This is a genomic window from Gilliamella apicola (assembly GCF_000599985.1).
GTDB classification, from domain to species: Bacteria; Pseudomonadota; Gammaproteobacteria; order Enterobacterales; family Orbaceae; genus Gilliamella; species Gilliamella apicola.
Window position 1 is genome coordinate 2,702,488 of the sequence record NZ_CP007445.1, and the last position, 14,621, is coordinate 2,717,108.

Below are 14,621 nucleotides of genomic sequence, written 5' to 3' on the forward strand. Positions count from 1 at the left end.
TCAAAATAATATGAATATTACCGAACAATTAGTTGAACGTTTTTTACGTTACGTTAGTATACCAAGTCAAAGTGCGATGGGTTGTGCGCATGTTCCCTCTACATCAGGACAAACACAATTAGCCAATTTACTCAAACAAGAGTTAATTGATCTTAATCTTCAAGAAGTTCATCTTGATGAACACAGTATTGTAACTGCTAAGTTACTTGGAAATAATCCAAATGCGCCTAAAATTGGTTACGTCGCTCATCTTGATACGGTTGATGTCGCCTTATCGGATAAAATTAACCCACAACGAGTCACTTTTACGGGTGAAGATATTTTATTAAATAAAGATAAAAATATCTGGTTTAAAGTTGCTGAGCATCCTGAATTGAATAAATACATCAATGAAGAATTAATTGTTACTGATGGTACAAGTGTGCTAGGTGCCGATAATAAAGCTGCAATAGCTGTTGTTATGACAATGTTAGATCAATTACAAAAGCAAAATTGTACCTATGGTGATATTTATGTTGCTTTCGTACCTGATGAAGAGGTCGGTTTAAACGGCGCGAAGAAACTTGACTTGAATCGTTTTAAACCCGATTTTGCTTACACAATTGACTGTTGCGAATTAGGTGAAGTCGTTTATGAAACGTTTAATGCAGGTTCAGCAATTATTGAAATTGAAGGTGTAACTGCACACCCAATGTCAGCTAAAAATGTTTTAATCAACCCTATTGGTATTGCTAACGATATTATTAACTGTTTTGATAGTTTCGAAACGCCTGAACATACTGAAGGTAAAGAAGGTTATTTCTGGTTTAACGATATTATTGGTAATCAAAGTACGACAACGTTAAAAATGAGTATCCGAGATTTTGATTTGGCTAAATATGAAGCCCGTAAAACTTATATCCAAGAAGTGATAAGTTTTATAAGCCGTAAATATCCAAGAGCTAAAATCGGATGTCAAATAACCGATACTTATAGTAATATTGCTAATTATTTAGGTGAAGACAAGCGTTCAATTGATTTAATTTATCGATCATTTGAGCAATTGAATATTAAGGCAAATACAATTGCTATGCGTGGCGGAACAGATGGTTCAGCTCTATCGGCAAGAGGCCTGACTACACCAAACTACTTTACTGGTGCACATAACTTTCATTCATGTTTCGAATTTTTACCGTTATCATCATTTGTAAAATCATTCGAAGTAACAATGAAAATTATTGAATTAGCAGCTAAAGTTTAAACATCATAAAAAAGAGGGAATGCTATTCCCTCTTTACTGTAGCAACTTATTATTTATGCTTACTTTTTATGAATACATAAATAGTTAACCTATTAGCTCTCAAGCCTAAAAACATTAATTTAGTATCATAATTTATAACTTGCAGTTAATAAAAAGGCTCGAGGTGTACCGGGCATACTACTTGAACGCCAATACTCTTTACCTAATAAATTAGTTATAGCTAAAGTCACATCAACGAATTGAGTTTGATAACCAATTGCAGCATTCCATGATGCATAACCTGGACGTTTAATCTGATTGTTATCATCGTTATACATTGAGCCCTTATAGTTAACTTCCAATTCAGTAAACCAATTTTCATAAGGCAAATAACGTACGCTTAAATAACCACTATGTTTAGCGGTATTGGATAAATATTTGTCTTTGTTAGCAGGTGTTTTTTTATCTTTATGAACTTTTGCTTGCTGATAACCAATACCGCTATTGATATACCAATCATTGCTCAATTTTCCTATTACGCTTAATTCTATACCTTGGCTTCTATCACTGCCTCTAACTTGCCAATTATAAGGATCGTTAACAGCATCAGGTTGATAACGAACATTATAAAGCTCAAGGTCATAAAGCGCGATTTGAGAGGAAAGCTTATCATTAAACCAATCGCTTTTAACACCAACTTCATATTGACGAGAATATTGAGGCTTGTCATCGTAAACAGTCTTAGAATCGGTTGCAATTGTGATTAAACCGCGACCGCCGTATGGCGCAAAATTTTTACTATACGAAGCATAAAAACTTTGAGATTCTATCGGCTGCCAAATTAACCCGATCCGAGGACTTAGGGAGTGTCCATCATATGAACGATTTTGATGATTTAATTTGTTATCCGATGCAAACTCATAATTATCATAACGTAATCCTGCAAGTAATTTCCACTGCTTAGTAAAACTAATTAGGTCTTGCCAATATATCCCTTTGGATGTAGCTTTATGATTAGTTTTCGTACTTAATTTATTATATCGAGGTTTTTTCGAGTTCCAATGAGGGTGATACGGATCAACTGCTTCTGGATATTGAGTAGTTAACGCTAATCTAGGTTCTCGTTTCTCAATATTATATTCAAACCCTATTAACATATCATGAGAAATACTTGCCGTATTAAACTTACCTACTAAATCAAGGGTATTGCTATAAGTTTTATTTGATGTTTCTTGCCAAGCTCGACGGAATTTTAATTTACCTTTGTAGTCGCAAGGCGCACTATTACTGAGTTTACCATTTAAATCACAATAATTACCTGCATAAAGGTGATCGAAATTCTGATCAGCTTTACGATATAGATTAGTTAGCTTGATAGACCAGTCATGATTAAATTCATATCCCATAACTGAACGTAATGAATTAAAATTATCTTTTACATAGTCATCAGGGTGAGCATAAGCGGTTTTAATTGAGACGCCTTTAGGTAGGTTATAATAGGCTGGCGCCCTATCTGGCTTACGCCATAATTTATCATGAGTATATTGTACTAACCAATTAAATCCAGCCAAATTATCATACAATATACTTGGTGAAACCATTGTATCGCGTTGTTTTATTCCTTTACGAAAACTTTTATCTGATTGATGATCAATTGTCATGCGTATAGCAATCTTATCATGTAAAACACGATTTATATCTATCATTCCGCCGTATTTATCCCAAGATCCCCCTCTCAAACTTAACGTAGTGGGTGAATCAAAGTTTGCTTGTTTACTAATCATATTTATCATTCCGCCACCTAAGCCTCTGCCATAAAGTACTGAGGCGGGCCCTTTTAACACTTCAATTCGTTCAATGTTAGCGGTGCTTTGTCTAACTTGTCCACTCGCGCGAACACCATCACGATAAATATCGCCAGAGCTGGCGGAAAAACCTCGGATTTTGATACCTTCATCTCGCATATCATAAGTTGCATCTACCCCAGGTAATTTATTTACTATGATGCTCAGATCATTTTGTCCATAAATTTTCTCTTGTTGAAGATCAACCGAATTAATAGTTTGAGGAATATCCTTTATATCAAAGGATGATTTAGTTGCTGTTGATGATTTTTTTATTCGCTGATCATTATTATCCTTAATTGTTGCGACAACTTTCATAGTTTCAATATCATTATCATCGTTAACTTTTTCTTGAGCGTAAGCGATAAGAGCAGTAGAGCTCAATAAACAAGGTAAGACTATTTGACTAACTAATTTCATTATTTTTCCTATTATTTGTTGTGTTATTTGATAAATGCTAAAACAACAATAATGATGATAATGATTATTATTTACATATACAACTTATTTTATGTTTTTCACCCCCTATAAAATAGGTTTTTAATTATATTTTGTTGAAATATAGTAACATTAGTAAATATAAGTAATACGATTTTATTAAGTGATACCTTTATAACGGTTAATATATATTCAAAGTGATTTTGTTAAACTAAGAAAGTATAAATGAAGATGATAAGAATTAATTTTGATTATTCTAACCTTTTGATACTTAACCTATTTTGAATTAAGAATGCTTGTTGTTCAAATTTATTAAAGATAAATTTTTACTAACGTTAATGTTTTTTATTAAGTTAAGTTTATTAAATTGATATTTTTTTTATGATTTTTAAATGAAGAGAGAAAGTGGTGGGTCGTGAGCGATTCGAACGCTCGACAAACGGATTAAAAGTCCGCTGCTCTACCGACTGAGCTAACAACCCATATTGAACGAAATCTTTATGCTTAACAACTAACGCTACAAGCGATTTCGGGTTGCTATAATACTTATAATTGCTAAGCAGCGCAACCCTTTTATTAGTATTTTAATTCAATAGCTGGTTATTTATACACTTTATTTAATCGATGCTAATTTTTGTTTCGCAAGATCAACAGTCTTTTTATCTTTAGCATATTTGCTTATAACTTGTTGAAAAACGTTTTTAGCATTCTTTTTATCACCTTTATCCAATAAGATAACACCCACTTTATAAAGGCTATCTGCTGCTTTGGAAGAAGATGGATAATTTTTTACAACAGTAGCATAATAAAATGAAGCTTCATCTTTCTTTCCTTCCTTATAATAAAGTTGACCTAACCAATAATTAGCATTAGCTAAATAAGTTGATTTAGGGTAATTCTTTATAAATTTTTGAAAGGCAACTATTGTATCCGCATTTTGTTTATCATCATTAATAAATTGTACAATGAAGTCATAATCAGTTTTATCATTACCAGAATTTGTCCAGCTTGATAAATCTGATGGTGGTTGATCTTCAGTAAGAGAAGTTGGTAAAGATATACCCTCTTTGGGTGGATTAGTATTAGAAGGGAGTCCTGAACCATTAACCAGTTGCTGAAGAATCATTTTTTGACGTTCTATAGTTTGATTAAGCTGGTATTGAGTTTCTTCTAATTGACCACGAAGTGTATCGACGTCTGCTTGTAATTCACTAATTTTCTGTTGACTTTCAACTAGTAATTGACCTTGCGCTTGAATCGTTCTTTCTAAATCTGAACTTCTCGCTGCACAACTATAACTGTTAGATAAAAGAAATAAGAACAATATCAGTGCTTTTTTATGCATATTATTTATACTCGGCGTGAACTTGAAAAATAAAACGGCTGATAAACAGCCGTTGAATAAATTAATTAGAAACCTGAGTATGTTATTACTGCACGACGATTTTGAGAATAAGCTTCTTCGTCATGCCCTAATACTGCTGGTTTTTCTTTACCATAAGATACGATGTCCATTTGTCCGCCAGAAACACCATTTCCTTGTAGATATGATTTAACTGCGCTCGCACGACGTTCGCCTAATGCGATATTGTATTCTGGAGTACCACGTTCATCAGCATGACCTTCAATTACAACTTTAACACCTGAATTTGCACGCATAAAAATTGCATGAGCATCTAATAATGTTGCATACTCTTGTTTAACATTGTATCTATCAAAATCAAAATATACGATATTCATTTGTTGTAATTTACGAATTTGTTCTAAAACTTTTTGTGATGCATTATCTATTGTAGTTCCACCTTCGTCAGTAGTGGTTTTGTTTGATGAACATGCAGTAACTGCCATTAGTGGTAAAGCAACCGCAGCTACTTTAAGAAAGTTAGAAAATTGCATTGTATTAACTCCTTTGTGTTTTAAAAATATTGCTTTTTATATTATATCTCTTACTAATCAAAAAATAACACAATTTATCAATTAGAAATAATAGCGTTATATATTATAACGCTATTACATTTTGCACAATTTTAAAATTCAGAATATAGAAAAAAATTTCAATCTTTTATTTATAAATATGGCGACCAAGCTGGGAATTTTACTTGTCCATCAGTTGCAGGTAGTCTAGCTTTAAAATTACCATCGGTTGACACAAGATTCAAAATTGTTCCTAATCCTTGTGTTGAGCTATAAATAATCATAGTTCCATTAGGTGCTATGCTTGGTGTTTCATCCAAAAATGAATCCGTCAATCGTTGATAAGTATTTGTTTCTATATCATAACGTGTAATATGCTGTTCGCCGTTATTTGTCGAAATCATTGCAATAAAAGAACCATCAGGAGCTACACGGGCATTTTGATTCTGTGTATTATCCCATGTTAAACGTTGGGAACTCCCACCATTTATATTAATAGTATAAAGTTGAGGACGACCAGCTTGGTCAGAAGTATAAACAATTGTTTGGCTATCTGGCATCCATGATGGCTCAGTATCATTGCTACGACCTGATGTAATTTGAGTTAATTTCTTTGAGTTTAAATCCATCATATATAAATTTAAACTTCCATCTTTGGATAATGCAAAAGCTAATTTACTGCCATCAGGAGAAAAAGCAGGAGCACCATTATGTTTAGGGAAAGCCGCAATTGTTTGAACAGCGCCGGTTTCTAATGATTTTACAACTAATGATGAACGACCACCTTCAAAAGTTACATAAGCAAGTTTTTTGCCATCTGGTGACCATGTAGGCGACATTAATGGTTCTTTAGAACGGTGGACAGTCATTTGATCATACCCGTCGTAATCAGACACCCTTAATTCGTGTGTAAAAGGTCCTCTAGTAGTTTTAACCACATAAGCAATACGTGTTCTAAAAGCGCCTTTTATGCCTGTTAATGACTCAAAAATTTCATCGCTTGCAGTATGGGCTGCATAACGAATCCAGCGTTTATCAATAGAATATTGATTTTGAGCTAAAACTGCACCAGGACGAGTGACGGTATCAACTAATTGATAATTAATTAAGTATTTTCCAGAAGCATCAGGTTGAATAGTACCAACAACCACAGCTGAAACTCCAAGTTGATCCCAAACAGTAGGAGTAACCTCTGAAGCAGTTGTTGGTTTTTGTGGCATATTATTAACATCAATAGGATTGAATTTACCACTATTACGTAAATCTGAAGCAACTATATCTTCAATATTTTGTGGCGGCTCTCCAGATCCCGTCCACTTAAAAGGTACAACTGCTATTGGTTTGGCAGAACTAACACCATCGGTGATAATAATGCGAACATCTGCATTAGCAATCATCATATAAAATAAAACAAATAATGTTATCAAAAAGCGAGAAGCAAATTTGATCATCTTAAATTCCTTAATAAAAGCGAAATAAATTACATTAAAATCAATGCAAATTAGAAATAACGCGATTGAAAAATCTATGAAGCTTAATATTTTATCACTAATTAATTAGCGCTACATATTAAACTTTATAAAAGATAAATACTTTTATGCCCCAAAAGATATCCGATATCGCGTAACAAGTCTAGCCACTTCAAAGCAAAAATATTTCAAATATTTACTTCTTTGCTGCATTTCAATAATTAGCTTTCCAGTTATTAAAGACTAATTAATTGAAAAATTGGTATGTATACTTATCTGGGTTAATGATGGTTTAAAGAATAAGATAGATGTTATTTATACAAAATTTAACTTTTTAGCTCAATTGGGTTAACAATATTATTTTAACTTACATCTACTATTTTAAATAATTAATAACATAAAAAGAAGAAATTTATTATTTTTGGCATTGTTCACAATAAAACGTATTACGTTGTCCAATTTTTTGTGATTTTATTTCCGCATTACAAATATGGCATTTTTCACCGTCTCTACCATAAACTTGAAGTTCTTGTGCAAAATAACCTGGTTTTCCATCCGATTGCAAAAAATCTTTAAGAGTGGTACCACCTTGTGAAATTGATTTAGTAAGTACTTGCTTAATAGCATTAACTAATCTTTCAAATTCCACTAATTGTATAGAATTGACTTTTCGATTGGGATTAATTTTTGCCATGAACAATGATTCTGAAGCATAAATATTGCCAACGCCAACCACAACATGATTATCCATAATCCAACTTTTAATGGGAATTTTTCGATTTTTGGCTTTTTCAAATAAATAGTTTGCTGAAAATTCATCACTCAAAGGTTCTGGTCCCAAATGTTGCAATTGGAATACATCATCGGGTGAATTAGCCCAAAGCCAAGACCCAAAACGTCTTGGGTCTGTGTAACGTAATATCACACCATTTTCTAAAACCAAATCAATATGGTCATGTTTTTCAGCTTCTTGATGATTTTTTAAAATGCGTAAACTACCTGACATTCCTAAATGAATTACTATCCAGTTATAAGACAATTGCAACAACAGATATTTCGCACGTCTTTGAATATCTAAAATAACTTGTCCTTGAGCATTCTTAATTGCATCATCAACTGCCCAACGTAATTTAGGCTGTCGAACAATTATTTGTTTAATAGTCTGACCTTTCAAATAAGGTAAAATACCACGACGACTTGTTTCTACTTCTGGTAATTCAGGCATAGAATCCTACTTAGTTATTTAACATTTTAGATACCCAAGAAGGTGCCGATTTATCAGACACCGATTGGTTACTGCCAGAACATAAACTTTGCGGATTAACGGTCCATACAGGCAAAGTACGAACACCACTTCCACCACATTGCCACTGACCATTGCTATCAATTGGCATCATAAAAATATTTTGTGGCATAGGCAGTACTAATTTCTTAGGTGGATTATTTTGTAAATATTCACTATAAATTTTTAGCGCTCCAGTTGCTCCTGTTAATTTCATAGGAGAATGGTCATCAAGCCCAATCCAAATGACAGCAACATTTTTACCATCAACTCCTGTAAACCAACTATCTCGTGAATCGTTACTTGTCCCAGTTTTGGCAGCAAGTTTAAATGGTCCATATTTAGCTTTTAATGAACGTGATGTACCTGATTCAACAACCTGCTGCATAGCATAAGTTGTTAAATAAGCGGACTGAGGTGACACAGCTTGTAGCTGCTGTGGATAACTTTGGTAAACCAACTTGCCTTTATCCGTTAATACATATCGAAGAATAGTTAATGGCGAACGTTGTCCATTATTAGTAATAGTTTGAAACATCTGTGCTGTTTCTAATGGAGTTAATTCTAAAGCTCCAAGTAATCTAGATGGTAAATTAGGTATACGATCTGCCGGTACACCCAATTCTTCTAAAGTATTTTTACTCGCATCAAGTCCTAATTCCATTCCTAAATTAACTGTTGGTACATTAAGTGAGAGCGCTAAAGCATCCACTAACATAACACGATCACGATATTTCCGGTCAAAATTTTTCGGTTGCCAATAGCTTCCATTATCGACTTTAATTGACAGCGGATTATCATTAAGCCAACTATTTAGTTGATAATTATCTGGTTGTCCTAAAGCAGTCAAATAGGTTGAAGGTTTAGCTAAAGACCCAATTGATCGTCTTGTTAACCATGCTCGATTGTAACCAGGATAACGTGGTTCAGCACTACCTATAATTGATCGAATTTCACCCGTTTCCCGACTAACAATAACCATTGCAGTTTGTAAATCTTTGTTCGTAGATTTACGTAATGATTCTATTTGATTGGTTACTGCTTGTTCAGCAGCTGCCTGAGCAACTGGATCAAAAGTAGTGAAGATCTTCATTCCAGAAAGATGGTCAGCTTTATCTCCTAACAGCTTTCTCAGTTCACTACGTACAACTTGCATAAATGCAGGTTGAGGAGAAATGACCCCCCCTTTAGGTAATACAGAGAGTGGGCGCTGACTTAATAAGTTATATAACTCATCATCAATAATACCTTGTTGCTGGGTAAGTTTTAAAACAACATTACGGCGCTCAAGAACTTGTTTTGGTTGTGTCCAAGGATTATAAAGTGATGCTCCTTTTACCATTCCAACTAAAACTGCTTGCTGATCTAATGTAAGCTCATTGACAGGACGCCCAAAATAATACAAGCTAGCTAATGGAAATCCATGAATCTCTTCACTACCTGCTTGTCCAAAATAGACTTCATTAAGATATAATTCTAAGATTCTCTCCTTGCTATATCTAGCATCTAAAATCAATGCCATATAAGCTTCCCGGATCTTTCTGCTTAAGCTACGTTCATTAGTCAAAAAAAGGTTTTTTACTGTTTGTTGCGTTAAGGTACTACCTCCTTCTGTACGACCTGTCGTTAAATTAACAAAAATCGCACGCCCAATAGAGTATAAACTCACTCCAAAATGGTTATAAAAACGCTTATCTTCAGTGGCTATTAATGTTTGTATGAGTGAATCAGGAAATTCTTTTAACGGCACAAATAATCTCTGCTCACCATTTGGAGAATGAAGCATAGTAATTAATTTAGGATCAATGCGTAATAGCCCAAAATCACGACCTGTATCTAAATTAGTGATACGATCAATATGATTATCATAAAATGAAATTTTGACACGAAACGCTTTTTCTTCACCATCTGGAAAAGTAAAAGGTCGACGATAAATTTCTACCGTATCATTACTAACAATAAATTCGCCTGGGCGTGTTGCTTTGGTGTCTTGCTGTCGATATTGAGCCCCAACTAACATAGTTACTACATCACTTAGACTGTATTCACTATCAGGCTCAAGATCGATAATTTGACCATAAACTGCTGCGGGTAGCTCCCAAACATTACCATCAATACGTTCTTTGATTTGCTGATCAAGATAGATACCATAAATTATAGCTACAGCAGCAAAAACAAGAAAGACTTTAAACAGAAACGACCAAAGCTTTCGCCATAAAGTCTTTTTCTTAACCTTTTTAGCGGATCGTTTTTTGTTTGTTTTGGTTGTTTTCTTTGATTTATTCAAGCTGCACCTAATATTTATTATTCAATAAAAATTAACCTTATAATAGCATAATTTTTTAAGGATACCTTGAGCTTCTTTTTGTAAAGAAGTTTCAGGAAATGGGTACGTTTTAGTATAAAATTAACTTATAAATTTTTAAAAATTTAGCTGTGAGCGAATATCTTTAACTTTTGACAAAAATGCCTTTTTTGATTTTCCAGTTAACCCTTCAGAAATAGGTAAACTTGCAGTTAATGGATTAACAGGTTTATTATTAATATGTAACTCAAAGTGTAGATGAGGACCAGTCGATCGTCCTGTGTTGCCAGATAAACCAATCTTATCACCTTGCTTAACTTGCTGACCGGGTTTTACCAATATTTTATCCAGATGCATATAAGTTGTCATATACTGGCGACCATGACGAATAGCAATATAGTTACCCGCAGAACCACTGTACTTTGCAATAACCACTTCACCATTACCTACCGATAAAACTGGTGTTCCTCGAGATACGGCAAAGTCTACACCATTATGAGGTGTAACAATACCAGTAACAGGATTTAAGCGACGAGGGTTAAATCCTGACGAAACGCGAGCCTGTTTTGCCAAAGGATATCGGAAAAAGCTTTGTGATAAACTACCGCCGTTAATATCATAGAATTTACCATCATCAGCTAAAATAGCATAATAATCTTTGCTACCATTCTTAATGCGAACACCAATTAATTGACTATTAGCCAAGCGTTTACCATGTACTTCACGCGATAAAATTACTGAGAATTTATCACCAACTTTTAAACGTCGAAAATCTAAGCGCCATTGTAGGGCTCGAGTAATAATACCAATTTCACTACTGGTTAATCCACTTTTACGAGCGTCAGCAATAAAACTGGTTTTTATATCCCCTTTTATAACTACATTTTGTGGTACCACTTCTATAGTTTCAGAGCTTTCAATAAATTTATTGCCTGATTTTTCGTAAATTCTGATATTGTTACTGGATATTATCCAACTAAAACTTTGTAGATTACGGGAGTCATCAATAGTCCAACTAATTTGTTGACCAATTCTTAAATTGGCAAGCTGTTTAAAGTTGGTTGTTAATTGGTAAACATCCCTTCTATTGACGTTATACCTTAGCAAAATATCATGTAAAGTATCACCTCGTGCAACAGTATATTGCACAGTATTGCCCTTATCTTCAATAATGTCATCTAATTCGTCTTTAACTATTTCATCCTCAGGAACATCTGATGATTCAGTAATTTGATCTGTTTTTGATTTACCGCCAACAACTTCAATCCGACCATCACCAACAACAACTGGAGAATTAATATTATCTGTTACTGTCGTTTCAACTTGAGGAGTCAAAGGAACATATACCGTACGATCCAAATTAAGTGGACGCCATAATACGGTAAATAAGATAACCACAAGAAGAACACCTAATAGTGAAAAATAGGGAAAATTAAATTTATTCTTTTCAACATTAGGGGATTCAATCTTACTTGCCAAAATTAACCTTAACTATTTATTATCTACATTAACTTTTTATCTAAACAGTCCAACAGTTGCTGTGTTAATTTTAATAAAAATTGTGAATAGGCATTTTTGGATAAAGTGATATCTGTACCCAAGGGATTCAATTCCCCAATATGAACATCCGTTCCATTCACTATTTTTTCAATAACTGCAGGGCTAAACTGTGGCTCTCTAAATACACATACTGCTTGATGCTCTTTTAATTCTCGTTTGATAGCATAAACGGTTTGAACACCTGGCTGTACTGCTGGATTTATGGTAAAACTACCTAGATTTTTTAATCCGAACTGTGATTCAAAATACCCATAGGCATCATGAAAAACAAAATATCCGCTATTTTGTACGTTAATGAGTTTTTTTGCAATGTTTTGTTCTGTTTCAGCTAGTTTAATGGTGAATTCGTTCAAATTTTCATCAAAAATACCTTTTTTCTCTGGATATATACTAATAAGTTTATCATGTACTGCTTGAGCAATCTCATTGGCAATTTTTGGGGAAAGCCAAATATGCTCATCGTATTCACCATGATGGTCATGATCAGAATCGTTATTATGAGTATGAGTTTTTTGTTGATCATGATTATTTGTACTGGTTCGTAGTAAACTTTTAATGGTTGGTATGTCCATTAATTCAATCTGCTTGTTCTTATCAATATTTTTTAAAACTGTAGGCATGAATGTTTCTAAGTCCTCACCAACCCAAATAATCAATTCTGCTGTTTTTATCTTAGCCAAATCCGATGGTTTTAAAGAATATGTGTGCGGAGAAGTTCCATCGGGCAATAAAATATCAGTATTTGTAACACCATCAGAAATCGCTTGAGTTATAAAAGCAATAGGCTTTACAGAAGAAATAATGTTTGCATTAGCGTTTAAAATAAGCCCATTAATGATAAGAAATGGACTTAGTATTTTTAAAAATCTCGATAATCGTTTAAATTTAATTCGTGTATTTTTTTTCACATCATTATCCTATAGTTATAAAATATGGTAGAATAGATTACATAATTGTTATAATATAACATAACATATAGGTGAGCAAGGACTTACGCTAATATGACTCAGCTAATTTTGCTAGATAATGTTTCAGTTGAAATAAAACATCAAAAAATATTACATAATGTTTCTTTATCAATTAACACAAATCAAATTGTGACGTTACTTGGTCCTAATGGTGCTGGTAAATCAACATTAGTTAAAGTCATTTTAGGATTAATGCCTTATACATCAGGAAAGATAACTCGTTTAAATAACTTAACAATTGGTTATGTACCACAATCCATCAAACTTAATCCAACCTTACCCATTACTGTGAAGCGTTTTATGTGCTTGAATAAACAATTAAATAATAAAAATATTTTAAACATCCTATCCATGGTAAAAGCAGAATATTTAATTGATAAATCAATGCACCAATTGTCTGGTGGTGAGCTGCAAAGGGTTTTACTTGCTCAGGCATTAGCTAAACGCCCTCAGTTATTAATCCTAGATGAACCGACCCAAGGGGTTGATGTTAATGGGCAGGTTTTATTATATGATTTGATTAGTAATGCTAAAACACAGTTTAATTGTGGTATTTTAATGGTTTCACATGATCTGCATTTAGTAATGGCTAAAACAGATGAAGTCATCTGCTTAAATCATCATATTTGTTGTTCAGGCACACCAGCTAGTGTTTCAAATGATCCAGAATTTATTTCTCTTTTTGGCCAACAAGGTGCATCTCAAATCGCTGTTTATAAACATCATCACAATCATCAACATGATTTATGTAAACACGCTAATGAACAGCAAAATAATTAAATAATTTTACCTAAATTTGGAAGAAAAAATAATGATTGAGTTACTATTACCATCTTTATTAGCTGGTTTATTTTTAACCGCAATAACAGGTCCTTTAGGTACATTTGTTGTATGGAGAAGAATGTCATATTTTGGTGATACTTTATCACATGCAGCTTTACTCGGTATCGCATTTGGTTTTCTATTCAACATAAATTTGTTTTATGCTGTTATTTTTATAACACTTTTACTTGCTTTAGGGCTACTTTGGCTTGAATCTCAAAAGCAATTACCAATTGATACTTTACTTGGTATTTTGGCTCACAGTGCATTATCACTAGGTCTAGTAGTCATTAGCTTAATGAAGAATATACGTATTGACTTAATGGGATATTTATTTGGCGATCTTCTATCTGTAACATATTCTGATCTCTTTCCAATTATTATTTGTGTGATGCTTATTGGCACTTTATTACTTTGGCAATGGAATAATTTTTTATTCATTACGGTAAGTGAAGAATTAGCATTTAGTAACGGTATCAACATACAATTCACAAAATTACTTTTGACCTTTTTATTAGCATTTACAATAGGAATCGCAATGAAATTTGTAGGTGCACTAATTATCACATCGTTACTTATTATTCCTGCTGCAACTGCTAAATATTATTCCAAAACACCTGAATCTATGGCATTAATAGCAATAATTATTGGTATGTTATCAATCATTGGAGGATTATTATTTTCATTCATTTATGATACTCCAACAGGTCCATCCGTTGTATTGAGTAATACATGTCTCTTTTTTATATCATTATTTGTCTCAAGATTCCTAATTAGTGAAAAAGAGTAAATAACAGAAA

11 protein-coding genes and 1 tRNA gene are annotated in these 14,621 nt (G+C 33.2%); 3 read left to right on the forward strand and 9 right to left on the reverse strand.

The genetic code is table 11. The features are described from left to right. Positions 1-10 precede the first annotated feature (10 nt). Positions 11-1,240 carry a peptidase T gene (pepT, locus tag GAPWK_RS12080; RefSeq protein WP_025316482.1) on the forward strand — a complete coding sequence of 410 codons (1,230 nt, stop codon included), beginning with the start codon at positions 11-13 and terminating at the stop codon, positions 1,238-1,240. 125 nt (positions 1,241-1,365) lie between these two features. On the opposite strand, the gene GAPWK_RS12085 is transcribed toward pepT, so the two are convergent. The 9 genes from GAPWK_RS12085 to znuA form a co-directional block, all read right to left on the reverse strand. After that, a complete protein-coding gene (locus tag GAPWK_RS12085) occupies positions 1,366-3,483 on the reverse strand; it encodes a TonB-dependent receptor (protein ID WP_025316483.1) in 2,118 nt (705 codons plus the stop codon). 424 nt (positions 3,484-3,907) lie between these two features. Next, positions 3,908-3,983, reverse strand: a tRNA-Lys gene (locus tag GAPWK_RS12090). A 131-nt stretch (positions 3,984-4,114) separates the two neighbouring features. Then, entirely contained in the window at positions 4,115-4,846 is a 732-nt protein-coding gene (ybgF, locus tag GAPWK_RS12095; protein ID WP_025316484.1) for a tol-pal system protein YbgF, read from the reverse strand. 65 nt (positions 4,847-4,911) lie between these two features. Beyond that, positions 4,912-5,397 carry a peptidoglycan-associated lipoprotein Pal gene (gene pal, locus GAPWK_RS12100; RefSeq protein WP_025316485.1) on the reverse strand — a complete coding sequence of 162 codons (486 nt, stop codon included), beginning with the start codon at positions 5,395-5,397 and terminating at the stop codon, positions 4,912-4,914. A 170-nt stretch (positions 5,398-5,567) separates the two neighbouring features. Further along, positions 5,568-6,863 carry a Tol-Pal system beta propeller repeat protein TolB gene (gene tolB, locus GAPWK_RS12105; RefSeq protein ID WP_025316486.1) on the reverse strand — a complete coding sequence of 432 codons (1,296 nt, stop codon included), beginning with the start codon at positions 6,861-6,863 and terminating at the stop codon, positions 5,568-5,570. 436 nt (positions 6,864-7,299) lie between these two features. Next, positions 7,300-8,109: a bifunctional DNA-formamidopyrimidine glycosylase/DNA-(apurinic or apyrimidinic site) lyase gene (mutM, locus tag GAPWK_RS12110; RefSeq protein ID WP_025316487.1), complete on the reverse strand. Its 810-nt coding sequence runs from the start codon at positions 8,107-8,109 to the stop codon at positions 7,300-7,302. A gap of 10 nt (positions 8,110-8,119) precedes the next feature. After that, on the reverse strand, positions 8,120-10,453 hold the full coding sequence (gene mrcB, locus GAPWK_RS12115) for a bifunctional glycosyl transferase/transpeptidase (protein ID WP_025316488.1): 2,334 nt from the start codon (positions 10,451-10,453) through the stop codon (positions 8,120-8,122). Positions 10,454-10,588: 135 nt separating this feature from the next. Beyond that, positions 10,589-11,950 carry a murein DD-endopeptidase MepM gene (mepM, locus tag GAPWK_RS12120; protein WP_025316489.1) on the reverse strand — a complete coding sequence of 454 codons (1,362 nt, stop codon included), beginning with the start codon at positions 11,948-11,950 and terminating at the stop codon, positions 10,589-10,591. 23 nt (positions 11,951-11,973) lie between these two features. Then, positions 11,974-12,939, reverse strand: a complete 966-nt coding sequence (gene znuA, locus GAPWK_RS12125) for a zinc ABC transporter substrate-binding protein ZnuA (protein ID WP_025316490.1) — start codon at positions 12,937-12,939, stop codon at positions 11,974-11,976. A gap of 93 nt (positions 12,940-13,032) precedes the next feature. On the opposite strand from znuA, the gene znuC reads away from it, so the two are divergent. Together znuC and znuB are read left to right on the forward strand one after the other, a co-directional pair. Then, the gene (znuC, locus tag GAPWK_RS12130; RefSeq protein WP_025316491.1) at positions 13,033-13,779 is read left to right on the forward strand and encodes a zinc ABC transporter ATP-binding protein ZnuC; all 747 of its coding nucleotides are present in this window, start codon (positions 13,033-13,035) and stop codon (positions 13,777-13,779) included. Between the two features lie 31 nt (positions 13,780-13,810). Next, positions 13,811-14,611, forward strand: a complete 801-nt coding sequence (gene znuB / locus GAPWK_RS12135) for a zinc ABC transporter permease subunit ZnuB (protein ID WP_025316492.1) — start codon at positions 13,811-13,813, stop codon at positions 14,609-14,611. Positions 14,612-14,621: the final 10 nt, after the last annotated feature.